A 23,661-nucleotide genomic window follows, 5' to 3' on the forward strand; every position below is an offset into this window, starting at 1 on the left:
ATTCAGAAGATTGCGTACGATTCAATTAACGAATCTGAAGGATATTTTGTTGAGTTTGGTTGTGCACTTCAAGTGAACGTGAGTTCGCTTGGAAGTTGCGCTGGGCTGAAATCAGATCCACCAGCTCTTGAGTCATATCAATGTTGGACTGCTCTAGCACACCACTATTGATACTGCCGAAAGAACCTTTGTTCGATTCACCCCACACTTTGGCACCAGACTTTTGAGTGGAATCCCATTGGGTGCCACCTTTTTTGTCTAAGCCTTGCTCATTAGCAACACGAACCAATGCAACGCGACCTAGCGAAATAGCTTCACCGTTAGAGTAAGTCCCCAAAACACTGCCGTTCTCATCAAAGTCAACTTTAGTCAAGAAGCCGGTTGTCGCACCATCCTCATCAAACTTGGTCAACTCGAAAGGTGCGGCAAACTGAGTCGCACTATCGAGACTGAAAGACAACGTCTGGTTGATGTCAGCACCGTTCAAGTCAATCGGGTTAGCACCTGCGCCCAAAGGCTCAGAAACAATGTTCTGACCACTGTTAAGGCTGGCAAGCGTACCATCATTATTGAACTGCATAGTGTGACCGATATGCCCCGTTGGTGTCGTTGCATCACCACCCACGATATTAAGTGGTTTCTCACCCGCTCGATCCGTCACCGTATAGTAGGTCTGCCATGTATTTGCCTGATTTTGATCTTTTAGATAGTAGGTCGTCAGTTTGTACGACTGGCCCATCGAATCATAAATCGTCGATGACGTAGAGCGGTTGTACGTTTCAGGATCGGTATAATCGAATAAAGTCGGATCTTTCAGCTCACCACCCGCAGGAAGATTTACCCCGACTTCGATATTTGCGGTCTGTTTCGGTTTACCAAACTCTTTTGGAATGTTGAGTGGACCTGGCTCATAAGACAGCACATCCCCCGTATCAGGGTTGACTTGATACCCCAACAAAAACTCATCGTTCGCCGTCACCATGTAGTTATCTTTATTGAGATGAAACGCACCGTTACGCGTCAACTCATTCGATGATGGTGTCAGTCTATCCTTGGCCACAGCAAAGAAGCCCGTACCAGAGACACGCAAATCCATTGGGTTATTAGTATAAATACTAGAACCTTCATGGAACTGCTGTGCAACCTGGGCGGCTTGCACACCCTGACCGGGCGCAGTTTTAGCCTGAGTGAACAGTGAGTTAGAGTACACATCGCCAAACTCTGCACGCGACTCTTTGAAACCAAACGTGTTTGCGTTCGCAATGTTGTTACTGGTGGTGTTCAGATCTAACTGAGCTGCGGATAATCCGCTAAGTGCAATATATGACATTCCAAAATCTCCTATCTAGCTAGCGTCGTTTATCACTAACACGTTACGCTTTGCCAACTTCTAGTACTTCAGCAAGTCGAACTGGCGACTCGAAGCCAGCCAGATTGAGTAGTACGTTACCATCGCCTTTACCTAAGAGAACACTATTGACGTTTGCATAGGTGGATACCTCAAACTCTTTAGATTCTCCATCTAGCAAACCCGCGGCTCTCACCTTGTATTTGCCAGCCGGCAATGGATTACCGTTTTGATCCTTGCCGTCCCATTCGACTCGGTTGTCGCCCGCAGGCTTAGCACCAGCATCGAAGGTTCGAACAAGTTGGCCCATTTGGTCTTCAATGCGCACCATCATGCTGTCTACGGATTGGGGAAGTTTGACCATCGCAGCCATGCTGCCAGTGTCCTTCTTCACACCCGAAGCGCCAGGGACTAATACATCACGTCCTACTAATGACGAGGCTTGAAGCGCTTGGTTCGACGTCATAGAGGTATTAAGCGTTTCGAACTGAGTGTTCATTTTGCCAATCCCATCTACCGTCGCAAATGACGCCATTTGCGCAATCATCTGGTCATTACTGACCGGCTTAAACGGATCTTGCTGAGCAAGCTGCTTAGTGAGTAGCGATAAGAAGTCTTCTTGTTTAAGATCTTGCTTACCTGTGGTCTCATTGGGCTTATTCTTCTCTTGAAGCTGTTTAAGCTGGTCGATATAGGACAAGCCGTTTTGACCAACATTATTTATGCCATCGGCCATACGTTACCTCCTATCCCTATTGACCCATCTGCAGCGTACGCAGCAGCATTTGTTTGCTTGCATCTGCCACTTGAACATTCGTTTGGTATGAACGAGAAGCAGAAATCATGTTGGCCATTTCTTCCATCACATTGACGTTGGGTTTGTAGATATACCCTTCATCATTGGCAAGTGGGTGGTCAGGGTTGTACTCCGCAGTGAGCGGTTTATCACTTTCAATAATCCCCATTACCTTCACCGGCACCATATGGTCGCGGCCATACTTTGCCTTACTTAACTCAGCACCAAATACTGCATGGCGAGCCTTGTAGGTATCTTTCGCAGAGCTTGAGATACTGTCCGCGTTCGCCAAGTTGCTCGAGGTGGTATTTAGACGAACAGATTCAGCGCTCATCGCAGAACCAGTGACATTGAAAACGTTAAATAAGCTCATCTATTAATCCCCTTTGATTGCCTTGGTTAAGTTCTTGAACTTACTGCCTAGGAAGTCCAGTGACGCCTGGTGCCTGATTTGGTTTTGCATAAACAAGTTACGCTCTAAATCTACATCCACCGTGTTGCCGTCACCTGTGTCAGGTTGGGTTGGAAGACGATACATGACTTCCCCTGTCACCTGAGTAGAGGCAGGAATATGCCGACCATCCGTACGGCTAAGACTAATACTTGCCCCCGACGTTGCCGCCTGCAATGCCTTTTGAAAGTCCATCCCTTTCGATTTATACCCAGGCGTGTTGGCTTGCGCGATATTGGTGGAAATCACCTCAGCATTACGCTCACGTACACCCACCGTATGTTGGTGGATACCTAGTGCATTGTCGAAAGAAATAGCCATGTTGACCTCTACTCAAAGAACTGACCGATATTATTAAATGATTTAGCAATTAGCGTACCAACTTTTAGAATTGCCATTGTTAAGCCATTTAATCAAGTGCACAGAGGCACTCATGTTTTGTTTTGCAATTAACGAGCCAATTTCCGCTCCGTTAGGAACCCGTGTTTGTCGTTGTCACCGTTGCTACGGATAGGCATTTTGCTACGGATAGATACTTCAAAGTATGGCAGGAAAAAAAATCCCAGCCACAAGGCTGGGATTTGAATGAGAGCGAGAGGACTACTTGAGCTTGTAAATAATACCTGGGTTGCAACGTACCATCTCAAAACGGTCTGTCAGCCCAGTGAGTGACTCCGATGCGCCAAGCAACAAATAACCACCGGGGTTAAGACTGTTGGCCATCTGGTTGAGCACTTTTGATTTCATATCCGGCGAGAAGTAGATCAACACGTTACGACAGAAAATGATGTCAAATTTACCCAGTAACGCATAACTTTCCATTAAGTTCTGCGGTCGAAAGTTCACCAAACGCTTCACATTGTCTTTCACTTTCATTCGGCCGTCTCCGGCATCTTCAAAGAAGGTACGACGACGCTCGGGTGAGAGACCTCGCCCTAGCGCAAGGTTGTCATAGATACCCGCTCGACACATATCCAACATGCTAGATGAGATATCCGTTGCCGTAATCGCCACACTCGGTAGCAAGCCTGGTTTGCGTTGCTGCGTCTCCAACACTGTCATTGCCATAGAGTAGGGTTCTTGACCCGACGAACTAGCCGCTGACCATATTTTGATTGGGCGCTTATTCGCGGCCGCTTCGGGCAGAAGCTTGTCGGCCAATACTGTAAATGGGTAACCATCACGAAACCATAAGGTTTCGTTGGTCGTCATCGCATCCACAGCGGCAACACGCAACTCACGGTTTCTCCCAGTGACCACATCTCTCAACAGGTCAGACAAAGAGGCCAACTTAAACTTGGTCACCAGTGGACTCAAGCGGCTCCGAACGAGATACTGCTTGCTATCCCCAAGCACAATGCCACATTGCGCTTCGAGGAAACGGCTGAAATCACGATATTCTTGATCGCTTATTGTTATGGCTGTCATTCAGTTCTCTTTAGTTAGTCAGCGCAGATTTCACTGCATTACCTAGCTCATCAGGATTGAATTTCGCAATAAATGAGTTGGCACCTACCCGCTCAACCATCGCTTGGTTAAAGACACCACTGAGTGATGAGTGAAGGATAACGTACAAATTTTTCAAATCCGCATTGCGGCGAATTTCGGCCGTTAAGGTGTAACCATCCATCTCTGGCATTTCGATGTCTGAGATCACCAAGGAAATCTGGTCATAAATACTGCCTTCAGCGGCCATTTCCACCAGCTTTTCGTACGCTTCTTTCCCATCTTTAACCGCAATAACCTCAAAGCCAATTGACGTAATCGCTCTTTCTACCTGCTTACGTGCCACAGTGGAGTCATCGGCAATGAGAATTCGGCGAACGATCTGTTTTTCTGTCTCTGCTTGGGCGATTTCCTCACCGATGGATGCATCCATGGTTTCATCAACCGGCGCGATTTCTGCAAGGATTTTCTCTACGTCGAGGATTTCTACCAACTCGTTATCGATGTTGGTGACCGCGGTGAGGTAGTTGGCTTTACCCGCGCCATCTGGCGGCGGCAAGATCGCTTCCCAATGCATGTTGATGATGCGCTCTACAGAGGTGACCAAAAACGCTTGAATAGAGCGGTTGAACTCGGCAATGACAACGAAAGCTTTTTCTACATCTGTGGTCGGACGTCCACCGATGGCTAAACTTAAATCAATGACAGAAACCGTATGGCCACGAATGTGGGCGACCCCTTTCACCAAACGGTGCAGATTTGGCATAGAAGTAAGCTTAGGACATTGGAGCACCTCTTTTACTTTGAATACGTTTATTCCATAACGCTGACGCCCCATCAGGCGGAAGGTAAGGAGTTCCAATCGGTTTTGACCGACGAGTTGCGTACGCTGATTCACAGAATCAAGAATACCGGTCATAAGCTCATCTCCATCTAAAACTTTCGTGTCAAAAAATGATAGTCTACTACAAGCTAAGAAATTCTAGGAAACAGAATGAAGAACCTAAAATCACAGTTTTGTTCAATTTCCACTAGTTGTTCTTTCACTAAGTGTAGAGCTTTATTTAAAAGAGTTTATACGTCTATCGGTGTTTTGTGTATTTTCTTTAGCTTTTCAGTCAATTCCGCTACCGAAGCTCAGATATTTGCCATACAAAATGCCGCTCAAGAGTACATTTTAGCCAATGTCGAATGGCCGACAGGTGGTACTTTGGAGGCAGACGCCGCCTCCATCGATAGTCGTATTTTTGCCACAGATTGCCCCGAGCCGCTCGTGGCATCCTCTAGCTCCACCAACCCAATGGCCAGTAATATTACCGTCCAAATCGAGTGTGAAGCGGATAACTGGCGAGTCTATGTGCCCGTTCGCCTGACGAGAACCGGTCCACAAGTCACTCTACTGAGCCCAATTTCCCGTGGGCAAATCATTGCAGCGCACGACATTACAATCAGCATGGTCGATTTGCAACGCTTCAGACGGCAAGGTTTTTCCTCGCTCGATGCGGTCATTGGAGCCAAAGCAAAAAAAAACATGAACGCGGGTGACGTAGTCGAAAACCGTGATATTTGCGTGGTGTGCCGCAATGAAACCGTCACCATTCGCGCCGTACAGTCTGGTATGACCATCACCACCAAAGGCGTGGCTTTGACAGATGGATCTCATGGTGAGCAGATAAGAGTGAAAAATAGTAAATCCAACCGTATAATTGAAGGCAGAGTAACAGGCATTTCAGAAGTCACGGTTATTTTTTAACTTTGGTTGAAAAAGCACTAAAGTTATTCGCCCTGTAGTCGATAGTGACAGTACAGGTCATCCTCTAATTAAAAGGCTCAAACATGGCAGGTATTGATAACATTCGTGCAGGGCAGACGTTAACCACGTCCACTCGTAGCCCCTCGCGCAGTGAAACGAACGCAACATCCAGTACAAGTGACTCTTCGAGCAAGTCGGGTGTAGCGCAAGATTCGGTGTCCCTCAGCACACAAGGTAAAGCGGTGGGCGAGATGCATAATCAAATGGCAAGTCAACCCAGCTTTGACAAAGCAAAAGTGGCGGCAATCAAAGAAGCGATTGCAAACGGCTCTTATTCCGTGGATCCGGAAAAGCTGGCTGACAACATGATGAAATTCGAAAAAGAGCTTGGTGGTTTTTAACCACTGAATTTGGAACTGAAGAAACAATACCACCATGGCAGCGTTAAAAGGGCTTGTAGAATTCCAATTGCAAAGCGCAACCGAATTGTCGGCACTGTTAGAGCAAGAAAAAGTGGCGATAGCCAGTCGCGTCTCTAAAGATATCGAACTGGTTGCGAAAGCGAAGGTCGATCTGATCTCTAAGCTTCAACAAACCGATCAACGCATTCAGAAACACCCCGATGTTGAGACGCTGACGAGCGATCCAGAGTTGAGCCCTCTGGTCGACAAGATCCGCAGCATCATCTCTGATTGCCAGCAGGCCAATGCCGTCAACGGTGAAGCATTGCAACGTGCTCAATTGAGCTTCAACAAACTCAACAATCTAATGAAACAGTCCCAGGGTAAGCTTGGCATGACTTACACTGCCGAAGGGCAAACCAGTAACGTCACCACCCTTGGCACCAATATCAAAGCCTAACGTCGCTATCACGTTACACAGCTAGAACGATATAAAAACGGCGCTCATACGAGCGCCGTTTTTATATCGGAAATCAGAGAAAAAATGGGGCTAGAACAACGTTTGCTGGCGTTTTTCTGGAACTTGCTGCACTTCCCCGTAGTCTCGCAGTCGATCCATTTTTTTCACATCAAGGCGAAGCTCTGTCACATAGCTGTCACCCACTTTGTAGCTACGTACCACCTCGGCACCACGGATGACGCCATCGACCGCACCAGAGGTGAGCTCAGTGCCAAGACGCTGATCAGTAAGGTCAGCTCGCGCACTCACTCGAAGACCGTACACTTGTTCTGCTAATTCTCGATAAGCATCCATTTTGGATGCGCGCATAGCACGAACTTGTTTCTCTTCTTCATCACGCCCTTTTTGCTCACTGATGCTCGCATAACCCACAGCAGACAACCAATCATCAGCACGCATATTTTGAATCGGCTGGCAACCTACCATATAGAAGGAGAACAGCAACATCATTATCTTCTTCATCGCATCTTCTCCTTATGGTCTCAAAATCACGGTATAAGGCTGAGTCATTGTCGGATCTGAGCGAATGAGTACCCCATCCTGAGTTCGAATACTATTGAGTGTATCTAGATCTCGACCAATACGATCTGCTGGTAAAAAGCCTTGCGCGGTGGCCACAACCACTCTGGACTGCATACCCACGACACGAGCGTTAATGATCACTCCCCCTTCTTGACGAAGCATGGTGCCTGTTAACACGTACTGAATATCTTGTTCTTGGGCAAGATCCTTCCAATCGCGGCTAAACGCAAAATCACCCGAATGTGTGACCTGAATCGACCCTGTCGTTTTGAAATCGACCACTTTAAAGCCACGACGTTGGAACTGGTGAATAAAGCCTTCCGAGACCGAGTTCCCTAGCCAGTTCGTCGCATCCATATTTTGCAAGTCAACAAAAGAGGTGACGGCAATAGGTGTTCTTGCTGATACGCTCGTGTTTGAAATCATCAGATCGTCAGTCATGCTCTCAACAAAGAAGTCAAGAGTATGACGCGGACTTTCCATCAACATAAACTGTGAACCTCGGTAAGCTTCCTTACCATTATAGATTGGAGCGTAAGCACAAGCAGTCAGCAACACTGCTGGTACAAGCGATAACCATTTTTTCATTCTCTCATCTCCGATAATCCTAGGCATTCTGCGTTCCAATGGGCTGTCTTTGAAAAAGTGGAACGCTCTTTGCTTTTCTAATTGTGCAATCAGTTAGAATCACAACGCCTAAATCAGCTAAGATTAACTAAGCAAAAAACGAACCAAGTTGGTAATCGAACATGAAAAAAACACTTCTGATAGTTATCTCTAGCCTCTATCTCAGTCTCGCTTCTTCACTGGCGAATGCGGGCTGGTATGAGGTCACCGGCGTTGCAACCGTAGTGTCATCAGAAGAGGTAGCCAGACTCCATGCATTAGAAGATGCCCTCTATAAAGCAGTGAGTTTCTCAGGTGCTGATATCGGTAGCATTAGTAACTTGCGCCCTTTTTTAGAAAGTGAGCAGAAAGAGTATCAATTTACAAACAGTGAAGTACGCTACATTCTGATTCAGGAGCAACGGGTTAGAAAAGGCACGATGTTTGTTAAAGCGCGTATTGACATCTACCCATCGGCAACAGGTTGCCACGTGAGCCAGTATAAGAAGACCGTCCTTGTCGGCAATATCGACTTGGCATCCCCACAGCAAGCAGTTATGGGGCAAATCTACAGCGTTGGGGACGACTTTGCCCAAGTCATCAACCGCCAACTCGACAATGAATCGGCAAGTTTTGTTTCCGTAGGCACAACAGATTTTGCGATAAGCAAAGACTACCCTGAGAGATTAAAAATGATCGCGCAAGATACGGGCGCACAGTACATCATCGGCGGCGTTATCAACGACTTGACGGCGACCATTGAACAAAAATTACTGCAAGACGACATCATCAATCGACAGTTCTCACTCGAGATGACGGTGTACGACGGCAAAACGGGTAATGAGGTTTACCACCGCAACTATCGTGAAGTGGCAAAATGGCCGTTCCCTAAAACCAGCCAAGTAGACACTAAGAGCGCGCGTTTTTGGGCATCGACCTACGGCAGTATGATGTTGCGCGTCAGCCGAAACATCATGTTGGATCTTGAATCTGAAATCTCTTGTAAAATCACCTTACCTGAAGTGGTCGCCAAGTGGGGCAACACCATCACCATGGATCTCGGTCGTGTACATGGCGTCGTCGAAGGCGATAAGTTGCAGCTATGGCATACAGGCTCTTTCATCGACCAACGTGGGTTACCACGCAATAAAGTCACAGAAACGGACATCACACTGACGGTATCTCGTGTGTATGAAAACGAAGCTGAGCTTACTATTGACCAACCCGAGTTACTGGGGAGTATTCAAATTGGCGATGTGATGCACAAACTGCTCTAGCGATGTTCAAAAGTAAATCAGATCATAGTGTTACCTCTTAACAACAGCACAAATTGGGGTATCATACTCCTGAGCTCCCGTGGCACAGCTGGATAGCGCGGCCCCCTCCTAAGGGGCAGGTCACAGGTTCGAATCCTGTCGGGAGCGCCAATATTCAAGAGCGGGTATCCACTCGCTCTTTTGCTTTCATTGTGAGCCTCTGCGCAATTACTTTTACTCTCTATTTTCCCTTGCGGCGAATCTCTTCTAAACTAGTAATTAACAAAGTTGTAGATAACCGCACAATGACAAAAAGCAACCTCATTACCAATACAGGTCATCGTTTTATTTCAAAAGCGAAAACCGCCTACAAAATTCATATCCATACGCCGGATGATAGGGTGTTGCACCGTTCGGTTGGCTATGTGCGTATCGGTGAAAAGAAAGGGCTGCAAAAAGCGATTCGCCTGAGAAATGAGCTGGGTAGCGAAATGTGGGGCAAATTCTGGCGTCGCATCCTCAAAGACCCCTACCTGATCACGCGCCTCCCCCACTCACTGGAACCTAAAATTATTTATAAACCTCGACCCACAAAACACGATCCAGAGGCGAGAGACGAATGCTATATCGCCGCTTGGAGAAACTATGATAACAATGGCCGTTTAATCTATAAAAGTGTCGTCTGTTCTATCAAAAAACATGGTCGCTTGGGTGCCTACACCAAAACCAAAAAAGCCCTATTGGAAGCCAATAAGGCTAATCTGGAAATACTCGAGTTCATGGGGCGATTAACGAGTATTGATCTCAAGTAACCAAACCAAGCCCTCAAATAATCAAACTACATTCTCAAACCATAACGTAAAAAGCCTTGGCAGATGCCAAGGCTTTACTATCAACAGAGAGGTCAAATTACTCTTCGTATTCAAACTCAGGAACGTTGATCTCGACGCGACGGTTCTTTTGACGACCTTCGCTAGTCTCATTTGACGCGATAGGGCTAGATTCACCTTTGCCCTCTGCAGTGATGCGCGAAGCATCGATGCCTTCATTTTCAAGTAAGCCGGCGATCGCTTGCGCACGCTTCTCAGACAATGTCTGGTTGTACGCCGCTGAACCAGTGGAATCCGTGTGACCTGTGATGGTAACCGTGGATTGCGGATACTGCTTCATCATGGCAACAAGTTTGTCGAGCATCGCAACACTTTCTGACTTTAGCTCAGCACTGTTGACTTCGAAGATACCGGCATCAACCAATTGCGCAGTGAATTTTTTGGTTGCAGGCTCAGCGACCACTTCTTGCACTGGCTCTGCGACCATGACCTCTGCCACAGGCTCTTCCGTTGTCATCGGCTGCTCACTCGCACCGAAGCGATACAAAAAGTTCAACGTTGCGGAATTGGCAGAGACACGAGCGACATCATTGTTGATATCCGTCAAACGTTGGTACTCAAGACGTACACCAGTAGATTTAGAAGGGTTCAACTCCACACCAAGCGCACCGAGATACGATGGATCGCTTTCGCTCCCGTAATCCACATACGCAGCACCTACTTTTGCATAGACATCGACCATTTCAGTTAACGATAGGTTGAACTTAGGGGCAAGTGTGTATGCGTTGGCGTTGCCATCATTGATGCCATCAGCCGTGTATTTACCGAGGTAATCATAACCGGCTTCTAACGCTAACCAATCGACAAACTGGTATCCAGCAAACACACCTAGCGTACCATGTTCATCATCACAATCAGCGGTCATGTCACACGCATCATTTAACCAAGATTTACCGACTTTACCCCCTAAGTACACATCAGCGAATGAAGGCGCTGAAGAGAAAGCGAGAGCACTTGCTACAACCACTGCTACTGTTTTTATTTTCATTTATTTTCTCCTTAATGCGCGGTCCGTTGACCACCACTTCCATTGGAAGACACCCTTTCAGAATATGTGAAGAATTACCAAATGTCTTGTCTCAAAGGTTAAAATAGCGTGAAAAATTATATTGATAAGTCAGTGATTAGTTAAACAAAGATACCCAAAACTAGTGAACACCCCATAGATGTAAAAAAGCCGCAGAGATTAACCACTGCGGCTAGTGTCTTGATCTACTTAACGCGCGATTTACGCGTTCGCTTCACGCTCAGCAATAAAAGCAAGTGCCAATTCAATACGAGCGACAACGCGTTCTTTACCGATAAGCGCCATCACGGCATCCACTGATGGTGATTGACCACCGCCAGTCACAGCGACGCGCAGCGGCATACCAATTTTACCCATGCCGATCTCAAGCTCTTCACACACAGTCGCAATGATCGCTTGTTTGATGTTGTCGGTTGTCCACTCTGTCAGGGCTTTGGCTTTCTCTAGAGCAAGTTGCAGAGGCTCTTTGGCAACGCCACGAAGGTGCTTCTTCGCCGCCCCGGCTTCAAACTCCGAAAAGTCTTCGTAGAAGTATCGAATTTGCTCAGCCAGTTCCACTAATGTGTGACAACGCTCGCCGACCAGTTGAATCACATCTGTGATCGCAGGGCCATTTGAGATATCAAGTTTTTGGTTATCCAAATGCCATTGAAGATGCGTTGCAACGTACGCTGGATCGGAGGTTTTGATGTAGTGGTTGTTCAACCAAAGTAACTTGTCTGTGTTAAACGCAGAAGCAGACTTAGAAATCGCCTTCAAGGAGAAATGTTCAATCATCTCTTCGCGTGAGAAGATCTCTTGGTCGCCATGAGACCAGCCCAAACGCACTAGGTAGTTGTTGAGTGCATTCGGCAGATAACCTTCATCACGGTATTGCATCACAGAAACCGCGCCGTGGCGTTTTGACAGCTTCGCACCGTCATCACCCAGAATCATGGCACAGTGGGCAAACGTTGGCACGGGTGCACCAAGCGCTTTGTAAATGTTGATTTGACGAGGCGTGTTGTTGATATGGTCTTCACCGCGAACAACGTGAGTGATGCCCATGTCCCAATCGTCGACAACAACCACAAAGTTGTAGGTTGGCGCGCCATCCGTACGACGGATAATCAGATCATCCAACTGTTCGTTGCCAATTTCGATGCGACCGCGAATTTGGTCTTCAAACACCACGCTGCCCTCTTTCGGGTTGCGGAAACGAATCACACAAGGATCACCCTCTTTTGCTGCCGCGTTGGCAGCGATAATTTTCGGGTGGTTGGCGTCGTAGCGCGGCATCTGCTTTGCTTCTTCTTGTTCTGCGCGAATTTCGTCAAGCAGCTCTTTCGGTGCGTAACATTTGTACGCTTTGTCTTCAGCCAGCAGTTTGTCGACCATTTCATTGTAACGATCAAAACGCTTGGATTGGTAGTACGGGCCCTCGTCCCACTCAAGTCCCATCCATTGCATGCCTTCAAGAATCGCATCGACAGCTTCTTGTGAATTACGCTCAAGGTCGGTGTCTTCAATACGAAGTACAAATTCACCGCCTTGGCTTTTTGCGTAGAGCCAAGAATAAAGAGCAGTACGAGCGCCACCCACATGGAGGTAGCCTGTCGGGCTTGGAGCAAAACGAGTTTTAACCGTCATGTAAAATACCTTGATTGTCTGAATGACTGCGCCGCCTTCCGTTTGCGAGGAGTGTGACGCCAAAATTGCGCGTTATTTTAGCACCGATATGTAAATCTACAATCCGTGGTTAAGGTGTTTTACTGCCCAAGAGAGAAACTCTTGGCGTTCTGAAGCAGGAAGCGTGAGAAAATCATGTTGCAACCGCGATGTACGTGTCGTTCTCTCCTTATCCGTCAGACTCGGCGTCGCTTCTAGAACGACGTCGGATGACGTTGGAGACCTAGCAGCTGTCGCAGTTGATTTTAATGTTGAGTTGCGCAGCTGCGCTTTACCATCACCAAGTTCGTTGTAGCTTGCTAACATTTCATCGTAATTTTTGGTCAGAGAAAAACTCTGATCGTAGATTTCATCGGATTGATACGGCAAAGGCTGGCCATTGACGTGTAAATGGACACTCGGTGCCCGTTTATACCGCTCTACCCCTCTTTGATCGCGGATAACAAAGGGTTCTGCAATAGTCACCGCTTGATCGTGCGCCTCAAATGTGACCACTAGAGGTAAGCCATTAAACTTCTGTTTACCTCCGTTGGTGTCAATCATCCCACTGACTCGCACTAACAGTTGATTGGTGCCGTTGGGCAGTTGCCATTCACCCGGTTTAACATGAACGATGGTATCGGTTGAGTTGAGCGCTAATACCTCCACTCGCCCCTCGGTCGTCAATTGCACGCTGGCCCACAGTGACTGACAGATAAACAAACTCAGCAGCGTTAATGATCTCATCACGATCTTTCCTCTATTTTTATAATGGCAAACACATAGCAGTGGCAAAAGTACAAAAACGACAAAAGGCGGACAGAGCCCGCCTTGCCTTTCTTGCTCTATATTAGAATACCCATTCGGTACCGATACGAATCATCAAATCGTCATCAAACGCTGCGTCGTCTTGTTGTGTTAAACGAACGAAGGTGTAGACAGAGTTAAATGAGTAACCGAATTCACCACTGATTGAGGTAGAATCCAGATCCTTATCTTTTCGGCCATCTTGCTTACCGGTTTGATCCGCGTAGCCGACACGAATATTGGCATTGCCAAAGTAGTAGTTCGCTTGAATGGAGTAAGCATCGATTTCACGCTCTTTGTAGCCGTAGCCGCCACCATTGTTGGTCGAGTCGTAAGAGCCAGACTTGTAAGCACCTAATAGGTTGAAGTTGTCGAGTGGGTGAAGCTCAAAACCGACAAAGTACGCATCAGTATCACCAATTGATGCTGCAACTCCTGGTTTCCATGAAGGCTGACCATTTGGATCTGGGTTGTTCGTATCCCAAATGCCAGATTCGCCACCTTCAAACGTCGTTCCTTCTGCGGTTTCAAACGCCGCATGCAGGGTCAACATATCGATTGGCGTCACAGAGATAGAACCACCAAAGAAGTTCGAATCTTCGTGATTTTCGCTACCGTTACCACCGGCCAAGCTAAATTTCACCATCTCACCAATCACTGGCGAATCGTAGCGGAACATTTGGCTCTTACGGTCAAAATGGTAACGCTCACCGCTTCGCCATGCGCGGTCAAATGTGCGGCCTAAGTTCGATGCTGAGTATGGCCAGTCCACCAATTCATACATAGGTGTCAACATACGACCAAAACGCACGGAGCCCCAATCATCGCCGCGTAGGCCAACGAAGGTATCACGGTTGCCGAGCTTAGCGCCGTCATCCAGAACCCAACCCGATTCCACTTGAGCAAATGCCGTGACGCTGTCCGTCATCACTTTCGCAGCGCGAAAACCAACACGCGTTTCATTCTCTAGTGCCCAGCCGGCATCCGGCCCTGCATCATTTGATGCGCCGTAATCCACCGCTGAAATGGAGACCACACCATACACTACAACATTGGCATCATTTGGGTCACCTAACAGGTAAGCGTGTGCAGCGCCCGCAGTCAGAGTCGCCGCAGCAACTGCTGCGCTAAGAAACGTTTTTTTAAAGTGAGACATAAGAATAACCCCTATATAGTCATTTTTTGAATTTTTCTCTTGCCTCACCACCGCGCTGATGAATTCACCGTGGTGAGGACTCTTTATGGACGGGCTCATCTTGGCAAACTTTTTTTGCCTTAAAAAACAAACCAAATTATTTTTCGACTCACTTCAAATTTGTCATTGAGAGAATATCTAAATCAACGATATTTCAATGGGTTAATAAAAACCTAAAGCGATAAAAACGGCAATTTTGAGCTTTTTATACCCGTAAAGCGGTGAGATTGTTAACGACGTCAAAGCCTATTTGCGTTTCTTTAGTTCACTTTATATTTGTAATAAAAAAAGAGTGAACACGATCTCACTTGATGCAAGTCACTGATTTTGTTTGATACGTTGATTTCAACGAATTTGACGTCATTCGGGCTCCAATGCTTGACCTTTCCCCAGAGGTAAGGTTTATGCTTATCGAACTCACATCGAATAACAGTGAAAGGCCGTCGCTATGTACAGGTTTGATATTCCATTACAGGGTTTGAGTTGCATGGGCTGCGCACGCAAAGTAGAGCGAGCGCTGATAGAGCATCATGCGCTCACCGTCCTCGACGTATCGAAAAAACACATTGAAGTCGAAAGTCACGCCCCGTATGGCGAACTGGCGAAAACGGTGGCGTCTTTAGGCTATCAATCAGGAACGAGCTGTGCGTTTTCACTCTCGGGGCTAAACTGTGGCCGATGCGTGTCCAAGCTGCGAACGGCGCTCGAATCCCATCCGTCTATCGGTGATGTCGACATCTCCACCACCAAGCTCACCGTGACCGGTCTACTCACAGCAGACGAGATCATCGCCCTAGTGCAAGAGACGGGTTACGACGCAGTGCCGATTGAAGACTCCCCGCTCATATTGGAAGACACAGTTAGTGAAGACCCTATCAGTGAAGAGCCTATCAAGGAGAGTGGTGATGAACCGCAGAGCTCCGCGCAAAGAAATAGTAATGAGCACCGCCTCTATTTCGCTATTTCAGGGATGACGTGCGCCAGTTGCGTCAGCTCAGTGGAAAAAGCCTTACTCTCCGTCGAGGGCGTGAACAGAGTCAGCATTAACCTAGCCGAGCAAACAGCCTCAGTATTCAGCAAACGAGAAAGCGCACAGATACTGGCTGCTCTTGTAGAAGCGAGCCAGAGCGCGGGTTATCAAGCCACACATATCGCCGATCCTAACACCCAGCAGGACGAGCAAGCGGCAAATTTGGCAAAGCAGCAAGCGCAGCACAAGCGTAGCGCACTGGCCGGTTTAATCGTCGGGGCGCCGCTAATGCTATGGGGTGTTCTCGGTGGCAGTATGATGATCCAAAACCGCGGCGACCAATGGGCGTGGGGCGTTGTTGGCTTGATCTGTTTTGCGCTACTGGCGAGTGCAGGAAGAGGATTTTTTGTTAACGCTATCGCGGCACTGCGCCATAAACGAGCGACCATGGACACCTTAGTCGCTCTGGGGACTGGCGCTGCCTGGCTCTTTTCGATGCTTGTGGTTGTCATGCCACAGTGGTTCCCTGTTGCCTCAAGACACGTCTACTTTGAAGCCAGTGCCATGATTATCGGCCTGATTTCGCTCGGCCACTATATTGAAGCGAAAGCGAAAGCCAAGACTACCCAATCGCTTAAAGCACTGATCAATTTGCAAAGTAACGACGCGCTGTTGGTCGACGAGCAAGGTGAACGAACCATCCCTATCGACCAGATCACCCAAGGTATGATGCTGCGCGTCATGCCTGGGGCTCAGTTCGCGGTCGATGGCGTTGTCACTGACGGGGAGTCCTATGTCGATGAATCAATGCTTACCGGTGAGCCGATCCCAGTCTTCAAACGCAGCGGTGACACCGTACATGCCGGTACCTTGAACCAAGATGGTAGCTTGCTATATCAAGCCACCAGCGTAGGCAGTCAAACCATGCTGGCAAAAATCATCAAATTAGTCAGAGACGCGCAAAGCAGTAAACCGCAGATTGCCAAACTGGCCGATCAGATTTCATCCGTTTTTGTGCCTATCGTCGTCGCGATTGCTCTGATTGCGGCCGCGGTCTGGTTCTTTGTTGGCCCTGAGCCCAAAGCCAGCTATATGCTGGTCACGGCGACCACAGTATTAATTATCGCCTGTCCATGTGCGCTCGGCCTTGCGACGCCACTGTCAGTCACGGTTGGGATTGGTAAAGCAGCGGAGCTAGGGATCTTAATTAAAGATGCGGATGTGTTGCAGTCGGCCAGTCGCATCGATACGGTCGTCTTTGATAAAACGGGCACCTTGACGCAAGGTAAACCTGAAGTGCAGTTTCACGCCCGCTACCATATCGATGACGAGACGCTTTTAGGTCTCAGCGCGGGTATCGAACGTCACTCGGAACACCCATTGGCAAAAGCGATCGTGCACTACGCCCAAGCGTCACACATCACACCACTGCCTATCACACACTTCACTAACCTTCGCGGGCAAGGGGTGACCGGACACTATCAAAAGCGATCTCTAAGTGCTGTCTCTCTCAACTATGCCAAGGCAAAAGGCTGGGATCTTAGCCTCGCCGACGCAGACATCAAACGTGCAGCTGACCAGGCTTACACGCCAATCATTATTGCTTTGGATGAGCAGGTTGTCGGTGTGATGGCGATCGCCGATGGCATTAAACCTGATTCCGCGCGAACGATAACCACTTTAAAAAATATGGGGATTACCCCTGTGCTGCTGACTGGAGACAACGCCCATGTCGCTAACGCCATCGCAAAGCAGCTAGGTATTGATGACGTCATCGCCGAAGTGCTGCCAGATCAAAAAGCGCAGCATATTGAGTCACTGAAAGTGCGCGGTCAACGTGTCGCCATGGTCGGTGATGGCGTCAACGATGCACCCGCGCTCGCCTTAGCAGACATCGGTATTGCAATGGGTAGTGGCAGTGATGTGGCAATTGAAAGCGCGCAAATGACGTTACTCAACGCCTCTCCGATGGCGGTGGTGCAAGCCATCGAGCTCTCTAAAGCCACTCTCAAAAACATGAAACAGAACTTATTTGGTGCTTTCATCTATAACTCACTGGGCATTCCCGTCGCCGCTGGCGTGTTATACCCACTCTTTGGTTTCTTGCTCAGCCCAGTCATTGCTGGCGCAGCGATGGCTTTATCGTCGATTACTGTTGTCAGCAACGCCAATCGACTTCGACTTTTTAAAACCTCAACTCAGCTTGGAGATCGCTCATGAACAGATTGCTGAAAACCTCAATGTTGACCGCCCTACTCACTATAGCGCCGCAGGTACTGGCAGCCGATGTGGTCAACCATAAATCGCCGTACTGTGGCTGTTGTAGCGAGTGGACTAAACACATGGAGCAGGCAGGGTTCACCGTCAAAGAAGTACTGCATGACAACATGAACCCAATTAAAGAACAGCTCGGGATTACCTCGCAGCTTGCCTCTTGCCATACCGCAGAAATCGACGGTTATGTATTTGAAGGCCACATCCCCGCCAGTGACATTCAAGCGTTTCTCGCCAATCCTCCCAAAGGGGCAAAAGGATTAGCGGTGCCGGGTATGCCGATGGGCTCACCCGGTATGGAATATGGAGAGAAAAGCGACGCCTATTCCGTGTATGCGTTCAATGAGCAAGGGCAGGTGTTTGAATACCGTCATTACGAAGCGAAAGAGTAAAAAGCGAGTCAGTCACCATCAAGGCGGCTGACACGAGGTGTAAAAAAGCCAGTCAAGAACACATCAGGCTCTTGGCTGGCTTAACATCGCCTCTCATTATTCTCCTTGGAGATTATTTGCGTTGAGCATCATTCTCCTTGAACTAAAGCTGCCATCATCTCGATATGCAGCTCATCATCATTGAGGCAAGGAATAAAATTAAACTGCTCTCCCCCATGCTCTTCATACAACTCACGACACTGCTCGGAAATTTCCTCTAAGGTTTCCAAACAATCAACAGAAAAGGCGGGGGTCATAATATCGAGCTTTTTGATGCCAGCGCTCGGTAACTGTTCAATGGTTTTGTCCGTATAGGGCTGAAGCCACTCTTCTCGACCAAAGCGCGACTGGAACGTGGTGCCAATTTGTTCACTGGTTAATCCCAGCGCCTTACCCAAAAGCTCAGTGGTTCGCAAACAGTGCTGTGGATAGATGTCACCGTTATCGGCGTAGCGTTTAGGGATGCCATGATACGAACAGAGCAAGTAATCCCCACGCCCATGTTGGCGCCAAGAAGCTTCAACACTGGCCGCCAGCGCTTTGATATACAGAGGATGATCGTGATAGTCGCGCAGCATTCGATAATTGGGTAACACGGGCATCGTTTTAAAGGCTTTCGCTAAGCCATCGTTGACCGCGCCAGTGGTGGTGCCGGAATACTGAGGGTAAAGAGGCAGCACAATGATCTCTTCGACGCCTTGTACAAGCAGTGCCTCAACGCCAGATTGCAGACTAGGATTGCCATAAGTCATGCCAAGCTCCACTGGCATCGATAAAAAATCAGCCAGACGCGCCGCTTGGCGCTTAGAGTACACCATCAGCGGCGACCCTTCTTCCATCCAAACGCTTTGATATAACTTGGCGACTTTGGGCGAGCGAATGGGCAATATCACACCATGTAAAATAGGGCACCACAGCCAGCGGCTCATGTCGACGACTCGATGATCATGAAGGAACTGACTTAGAAACCGCTTCACGGCTGGTGCGGTGGGTTCATCGGGTGTGCCCAAGTTCACCAATAGCACACCTTGTTGTTTTTTATTCTGCATAGAGTCCGCCGATCCTGTGTTGAATCCAGTCTTAATTGTCTGAAAGATACGTTGCCTAGCCGCGTTAAGTTCAAGAGAAATATAAAAAAAGCGACCTGATTAGGTCGCTTCACTATAACAAATTTCACAAAAGTGATGAAAATAGGTATTGCCTATTATGCTAATGCCTTCTCGATATCAGCGCTCACTTCCGCCACTTGCTTAGTACCATCGAATTTCAAGTACTTAGTGTTACCTGCTGCCGCTTCTTTACCGTAGTATTCGATCAGTGGCGCAGTTTGATCGTGGTAGACACCTAAACGAGCGCGAACGGTCTCTTCTTTGTCGTCATCACGAACCACAAGGTCTTCACCCGTCACGTCATCTTTACCTTCCACTTTTGGTGGGTTGTACACAACGTGGTAAGTACGGCCTGACGCTAGGTGAGCACGACGGCCCGCCATACGCTCAACAATCACATCGTCAGCGACATCAAACTCAATCACGTAATCAACATCAACACCCATCTCTTTCAGGCCATCCGCTTGAGGGATAGTGCGAGGGAAGCCGTCTAGAAGGAAGCCTTTCTCACAGTCGTCTTGAGCGATACGCTCTTTGATAAGACCCAGGATGATTTCATCCGATACTAGTTGACCAGCATCAATCACAGCTTTCGCTTGTTTACCAAGCTCTGTCCCTGCTTTGATCGCAGCACGCAGCATGTCACCAGTAGAGATTTGTGGAATACCGTACTTCTCCATGATGAATTGAGCCTGTGTGCCTTTACCTGCACCTGGAGCACCTAGAAGAATGATGCGCATGTTAAATCCTCTTAAGATAATAATGGTTTATACCGAAGCTCACAGCGGCTTGCCACTTGGAGCCAGATCATCGGTAAGTTTCGGTATAACGGTTGTCATAATCAGCCGTTGCGTCTTGCAAGGCACAATGGACAACGTCCTCATACAAACACGGTTTACAATAGATACTGTCATAATAAACAGTAAAACAGGCGTGCACATTACACGCCTGTTTGATCGGTTTCAAGCTGGCATTCTATCATACAATTTAGGCTCAACGCGCCTATTACGACTAAAGAATGCTTAAACACTCACATTCGCCTGCAACATCATGAGTTTTTATGCATTTTGAGTGCAAGGTCCTCACAATTTCCTGCAGATTCGAACCAATAGACGTAAAAAGCCCGCAAGATACGGGCTTTTGCACGACGTTATGCCATTATCCTTTAGTCAAAAGGGTATTGACGGCGCCAAGGAACTGAGACGGGTCCGCCATCGAACCACGCTCTGCCAGCATGGCTTGACCAAGCAGTACCTCGACCCAACGGCCAAAGGCTTCCTCATCGGCCTCATCCGCCATACGCTTAACCAGCGCGTGCTCTGGGTTAAGTTCAAAGATGTACTTCACTTCTGGAGCGGCTTGACCTGCGGCTTCCAGCAGTTTGGCCATCTGTGTACCCATTTCGAAATCATCGGTAACAACGACCGCTGGCGTCGATGCGAGTTTAAAGGTGGTGCGAACCTCTTTCACGCGATCGCCTAAGTAAGCCTTAGTGCGCTCGACAACCGACTTAAACTCTTCCTCGGTCTCTTTTTGTTTCTCTTTCTCCGATTCGTCTTCGAACTGGCTAAGATCGAGACCCGCTTTCGTAATGGACTGGAACTGCTTACCATCGAACTCAGTTAAGTAGTTCATCAGCCACTCGTCGATGCGGTCATACATCAAGATAACTTCAATGCCCTTGGCCTTAAACTGCTCAAGGTGAGGGCTGTTTTTCGCCGCCGCGTAGCTGTCTGCGGTGAGGTAGTAAATCTTATCTTGGCCCTCTTTCATACGCTCAACGTAAGAAGCGAGGTCAACCGTTTGCTCTGCCGAGTCCACTTCCGTAGACGCAAAACGCAGCAAACCGGCTACTTTCTCTTTGTTCGCCATGTCCTCAGCTGGGCCCTCTTTGAGCACCAAGCCAAACTCTTTCCAGAATGACTGATATTTCTCGCTGTCATTCTTAGCCATGCGTTCAAGCATGGTCAAAACACGTTTGGTACACGCATTACGCAGGGATTGAGTCACCTTGTTGTCTTGAAGAATTTCACGTGACACGTTGAGTGGCAAATCGTTGGAATCGATCAAGCCGCGTACAAAGCGCAGGTATGACGGCATGAATTGCTCAGCATCATCCATGATAAACACACGCTGCACATACAGCTTGAGACCCGATTTGTGGTCACGGTTCATCATATCCCAAGGTGCTTTTGATGGAATGTAAAGCAAACTGGTGTAGTCATTTTTACCTTCCACTCGGTTGTGGCTCCATACTAGCGGATCGGCAAAATCGTGCGATACGTGCTTATAAAACTCTTGGTACTCTTCCTCTGAGATGTCCGACTTATTACGCGTCCATAGTGCTTGCGCTTTGTTGATCTGCTCCCACTTCTTCTCGTCGGTCTCTTTACCTTCGTCATCACGAACGGCCGTTTGGATTGAGACTGGAATACCGATGTGATCGGAGTATTTGCTGATCACATCACGTAAACGCCATTCGTTTAGGAACTCTTTACCCTCTTCACGCATATGAAGAATGATATCGGTACCACGCTGCTCTTTTACGATGTCTTCGATGGTGTACTCACCTTCACCTGCTGAGTGCCATTGCACCGCCTGTTCGGCAGCCAGGCCAGCTGCGCGAGTGCGCACGGTCACGGCATCTGCGACGATAAAGGCGGAGTAGAAACCCACACCAAATTGACCGATTAATTGCGAATCTTTGCTTTGCTCTTCCGACAGCTTAGAGAAAAACTCTGCAGTGCCCGACTTAGCGATCGTACCTAGGTGTTCAATCACGTCATCACGACTCATACCGATGCCGTTATCGGAAATGGTCAGAGTGTTTGCCTCTTGATCAAAAGAGAGCTTCACTCCCAATTCGGCGTCACCTTGATATAAATCGGGATTGGACAAGGCTTGGAAACGCAGTTTATCCGATGCGTCTGAAGCATTAGAAATCAACTCACGAAGAAAGATCTCTTTGTTTGAGTAGAGAGAATGGATCATCAGGTGAAGCAGTTGTTTGACTTCAGACTGAAAACCACGAGTTTCTTTGTTATTCGTTGCTGTTTCGCTCATGATAACTCCACATTTGGTGCTTTTTATTCCAAGGCCACCTGCCTGTTCGCAGGAATATTGGCGCTAAATCTGACAGTTAAGATGAGGGTGGAGAGTGTAAATTCAAGGTCAAAAAACATAAAAACAGTGTTTTTTTGGTTTTATTTTGATTATTCTTGCACATCTAAAAATGAATAAATCATAAAGAGACGCCAAGATTTGCGCTGTTTTGTTCAATCAGCACTGCTTGGTGGCGAATGGATGCGCATTACGTTACTTGAACCTTTTTATAGAAATGGCCAACCTCAATGAGCAACATAGGTACTAAGTTCAACCTCGCGAACCGCTTCACGTTTGACCCAAACACCAACTCTCTGACCGATAAAGAGAGTGACAACGAGGTGATTCGTCTGGGCAGCAATGAAAGTCGCATTCTCCTTTTATTGGCAGAAAAACCCAATGAAGTTGTCTCCCGCAACGAGCTGCACGATTTCGTGTGGCGAGAGCAAGGGTTTGAAGTCGACGACTCTAGCCTTACTCAAGCCATTTCTACACTAAGAAAGCTATTGCAAGACTCCACCAAGTCGCCTCAATACGTTAAAACAGTGCCTAAACGCGGCTACCAGTTGATCTGTCCGGTTGAAAGAGCATTGCCTCAAGTCACCAGTGACGATCTCGACGAGATGGACGACAGCCAAGACGCTGCCGTTGCAGGGTTCGACACCAACGAGAGTGCAACAACGTCATTGTCCCAGACCGTTGATACCACAGCCCGCACGGTGGACACCAAAAAACCTAAAACCAACAACAAGCCCTTGATGATGGTATTGCTTGTCATTACCGTCATGCTGCCTATCCTAGCCATTCTGCTAGCAAAACCGGCGCAAACGCAGTTCCGTGAGCTAACGGTGGTCGATAGCACACCGGTGAGAACGCCGCTGAACCACCCTGATTTAAGTGTATGGATGCCCTCTATCGAGCAGTGCGTCAAACGTTACAAAGAAACTCGCCAAGGGGATTTAGCGCCTGTTGAGGTGATCGCTACGGGTGGTCAAAACAATCAGTTAGTCTTGAACTACATTCACTCTCTTCAACAATCAGGTGAAAACATCACCTTGCGTATTGTTGCCGAGCAAGACGATCTCTCTCGAGTATGCCAGTAGGAGTTAC

General features: G+C 48.0%; 23 protein-coding genes and 1 tRNA gene. 9 read left to right on the forward strand and 15 right to left on the reverse strand.

Annotated elements, in window-relative coordinates; genetic code table 11:
- Positions 1 to 25 precede the first annotated feature (25 nt).
- The 6 genes from flgE to AC6R10_RS02550 all read right to left on the reverse strand — a co-directional run bounded on the left by flgE (position 26) and on the right by AC6R10_RS02550 (position 4,960).
- Entirely contained in the window at positions 26 to 1,330 is a 1,305-nt protein-coding gene (gene flgE, locus AC6R10_RS02525; RefSeq protein WP_500671347.1) for a flagellar hook protein FlgE, read from the reverse strand.
- Positions 1,331 to 1,373: 43 nt separating this feature from the next.
- Complete coding sequence (gene flgD, locus AC6R10_RS02530; protein WP_500671348.1) at positions 1,374 to 2,084, reverse strand: flagellar hook assembly protein FlgD; 711 nt, start codon at positions 2,082 to 2,084, stop codon at positions 1,374 to 1,376.
- A gap of 16 nt (positions 2,085 to 2,100) precedes the next feature.
- Positions 2,101 to 2,517 (reverse strand): flagellar basal body rod protein FlgC, encoded by a 417-nt coding sequence (gene flgC, locus AC6R10_RS02535; RefSeq protein WP_334551194.1) that lies wholly within the window; start codon positions 2,515 to 2,517, stop codon positions 2,101 to 2,103.
- Positions 2,518 to 2,520: 3 nt separating this feature from the next.
- Positions 2,521 to 2,916 carry a flagellar basal body rod protein FlgB gene (gene flgB / locus AC6R10_RS02540; protein ID WP_334551195.1) on the reverse strand — a complete coding sequence of 132 codons (396 nt, stop codon included), beginning with the start codon at positions 2,914 to 2,916 and terminating at the stop codon, positions 2,521 to 2,523.
- A gap of 279 nt (positions 2,917 to 3,195) precedes the next feature.
- Positions 3,196 to 4,023 carry a protein-glutamate O-methyltransferase gene (locus AC6R10_RS02545; protein ID WP_500671349.1) on the reverse strand — a complete coding sequence of 276 codons (828 nt, stop codon included), beginning with the start codon at positions 4,021 to 4,023 and terminating at the stop codon, positions 3,196 to 3,198.
- A 10-nt stretch (positions 4,024 to 4,033) separates the two neighbouring features.
- A complete protein-coding gene (locus AC6R10_RS02550) occupies positions 4,034 to 4,960 on the reverse strand; it encodes a chemotaxis protein CheV (RefSeq protein ID WP_334551197.1) in 927 nt (308 codons plus the stop codon).
- A 75-nt stretch (positions 4,961 to 5,035) separates the two neighbouring features.
- On the opposite strand from AC6R10_RS02550, the gene flgA reads away from it, so the two are divergent.
- The 3 genes from flgA (at position 5,036) to AC6R10_RS02565 (ending at position 6,655) form a co-directional block, all read left to right on the forward strand.
- Complete coding sequence (flgA, locus tag AC6R10_RS02555; protein ID WP_500671350.1) at positions 5,036 to 5,794, forward strand: flagellar basal body P-ring formation chaperone FlgA; 759 nt, start codon at positions 5,036 to 5,038, stop codon at positions 5,792 to 5,794.
- 83 nt (positions 5,795 to 5,877) lie between these two features.
- Positions 5,878 to 6,195: a flagellar biosynthesis anti-sigma factor FlgM gene (flgM, locus tag AC6R10_RS02560; protein ID WP_487903748.1), complete on the forward strand. Its 318-nt coding sequence runs from the start codon at positions 5,878 to 5,880 to the stop codon at positions 6,193 to 6,195.
- 34 nt (positions 6,196 to 6,229) lie between these two features.
- Positions 6,230 to 6,655, forward strand: a complete 426-nt coding sequence (locus AC6R10_RS02565) for a flagella synthesis protein FlgN (RefSeq protein WP_500671351.1) — start codon at positions 6,230 to 6,232, stop codon at positions 6,653 to 6,655.
- Positions 6,656 to 6,745: 90 nt separating this feature from the next.
- Here AC6R10_RS02565 and flgP read toward each other — a convergent pair whose 3' ends face one another.
- The gene (gene flgP / locus AC6R10_RS02570; protein ID WP_500630492.1) at positions 6,746 to 7,177 is read right to left on the reverse strand and encodes a flagellar assembly lipoprotein FlgP; all 432 of its coding nucleotides are present in this window, start codon (positions 7,175 to 7,177) and stop codon (positions 6,746 to 6,748) included.
- A gap of 12 nt (positions 7,178 to 7,189) precedes the next feature.
- On the reverse strand, positions 7,190 to 7,825 hold the full coding sequence (locus AC6R10_RS02575) for a FlgO family outer membrane protein (protein WP_500671352.1): 636 nt from the start codon (positions 7,823 to 7,825) through the stop codon (positions 7,190 to 7,192).
- Positions 7,826 to 7,986: 161 nt separating this feature from the next.
- On the opposite strand from AC6R10_RS02575, the gene AC6R10_RS02580 reads away from it, so the two are divergent.
- From AC6R10_RS02580 to AC6R10_RS02590, 3 genes are all read left to right on the forward strand, one after another.
- Entirely contained in the window at positions 7,987 to 9,120 is a 1,134-nt protein-coding gene (locus tag AC6R10_RS02580) for a flagellar assembly protein FlgT (protein ID WP_500671353.1), read from the forward strand.
- A gap of 73 nt (positions 9,121 to 9,193) precedes the next feature.
- Positions 9,194 to 9,270 (forward strand) — tRNA-Arg (locus AC6R10_RS02585).
- A gap of 134 nt (positions 9,271 to 9,404) precedes the next feature.
- A complete protein-coding gene (locus AC6R10_RS02590; RefSeq protein ID WP_500671354.1) occupies positions 9,405 to 9,911 on the forward strand; it encodes a Fe3+-citrate ABC transporter substrate-binding protein in 507 nt (168 codons plus the stop codon).
- 97 nt (positions 9,912 to 10,008) lie between these two features.
- Here the strand turns inward: AC6R10_RS02590 and AC6R10_RS02595 are convergent, their stop codons facing one another.
- From AC6R10_RS02595 to AC6R10_RS02610, 4 genes are all read right to left on the reverse strand, one after another.
- Complete coding sequence (locus tag AC6R10_RS02595) at positions 10,009 to 10,971, reverse strand: OmpA family protein (RefSeq protein WP_500671447.1); 963 nt, start codon at positions 10,969 to 10,971, stop codon at positions 10,009 to 10,011.
- A 246-nt stretch (positions 10,972 to 11,217) separates the two neighbouring features.
- The gene (gene gltX, locus AC6R10_RS02600) at positions 11,218 to 12,645 is read right to left on the reverse strand and encodes a glutamate--tRNA ligase (protein WP_500671355.1); all 1,428 of its coding nucleotides are present in this window, start codon (positions 12,643 to 12,645) and stop codon (positions 11,218 to 11,220) included.
- Positions 12,646 to 12,741: 96 nt separating this feature from the next.
- The gene (locus AC6R10_RS02605) at positions 12,742 to 13,410 is read right to left on the reverse strand and encodes a DUF2057 family protein (RefSeq protein WP_500671356.1); all 669 of its coding nucleotides are present in this window, start codon (positions 13,408 to 13,410) and stop codon (positions 12,742 to 12,744) included.
- 103 nt (positions 13,411 to 13,513) lie between these two features.
- Positions 13,514 to 14,626 (reverse strand): porin, encoded by a 1,113-nt coding sequence (locus tag AC6R10_RS02610; RefSeq protein WP_500671357.1) that lies wholly within the window; start codon positions 14,624 to 14,626, stop codon positions 13,514 to 13,516.
- Between the two features lie 487 nt (positions 14,627 to 15,113).
- Between AC6R10_RS02610 and AC6R10_RS02615 the strand changes: the two genes are divergently transcribed.
- Together AC6R10_RS02615 and AC6R10_RS02620 are read left to right on the forward strand one after the other, a co-directional pair.
- On the forward strand, positions 15,114 to 17,855 hold the full coding sequence (locus tag AC6R10_RS02615; RefSeq protein ID WP_500671358.1) for a heavy metal translocating P-type ATPase: 2,742 nt from the start codon (positions 15,114 to 15,116) through the stop codon (positions 17,853 to 17,855).
- A complete protein-coding gene (locus AC6R10_RS02620) occupies positions 17,852 to 18,301 on the forward strand; it encodes a DUF411 domain-containing protein (protein WP_487903513.1) in 450 nt (149 codons plus the stop codon). Before AC6R10_RS02615 ends, AC6R10_RS02620 begins: the two co-directional genes overlap by 4 nt.
- A gap of 128 nt (positions 18,302 to 18,429) precedes the next feature.
- On the opposite strand, the gene hemH is transcribed toward AC6R10_RS02620, so the two are convergent.
- The 3 genes from hemH to htpG form a co-directional block, all read right to left on the reverse strand.
- Entirely contained in the window at positions 18,430 to 19,389 is a 960-nt protein-coding gene (gene hemH, locus AC6R10_RS02625) for a ferrochelatase (protein ID WP_500671359.1), read from the reverse strand.
- A 155-nt stretch (positions 19,390 to 19,544) separates the two neighbouring features.
- Positions 19,545 to 20,189 (reverse strand): adenylate kinase, encoded by a 645-nt coding sequence (gene adk / locus AC6R10_RS02630; RefSeq protein ID WP_334551248.1) that lies wholly within the window; start codon positions 20,187 to 20,189, stop codon positions 19,545 to 19,547.
- 418 nt (positions 20,190 to 20,607) lie between these two features.
- Complete coding sequence (gene htpG, locus AC6R10_RS02635; RefSeq protein ID WP_500671360.1) at positions 20,608 to 22,512, reverse strand: molecular chaperone HtpG; 1,905 nt, start codon at positions 22,510 to 22,512, stop codon at positions 20,608 to 20,610.
- Positions 22,513 to 22,799: 287 nt separating this feature from the next.
- On the opposite strand from htpG, the gene AC6R10_RS02640 reads away from it, so the two are divergent.
- Positions 22,800 to 23,654, forward strand: coding sequence for a winged helix-turn-helix domain-containing protein (locus AC6R10_RS02640; protein WP_500671361.1), 855 nt, complete (start codon positions 22,800 to 22,802; stop codon positions 23,652 to 23,654).
- The last annotated feature ends 7 nt before the right edge of the window (positions 23,655 to 23,661 follow it).

The organism is Vibrio sp. R12-SG2-ISO1 (assembly GCF_059834045.1).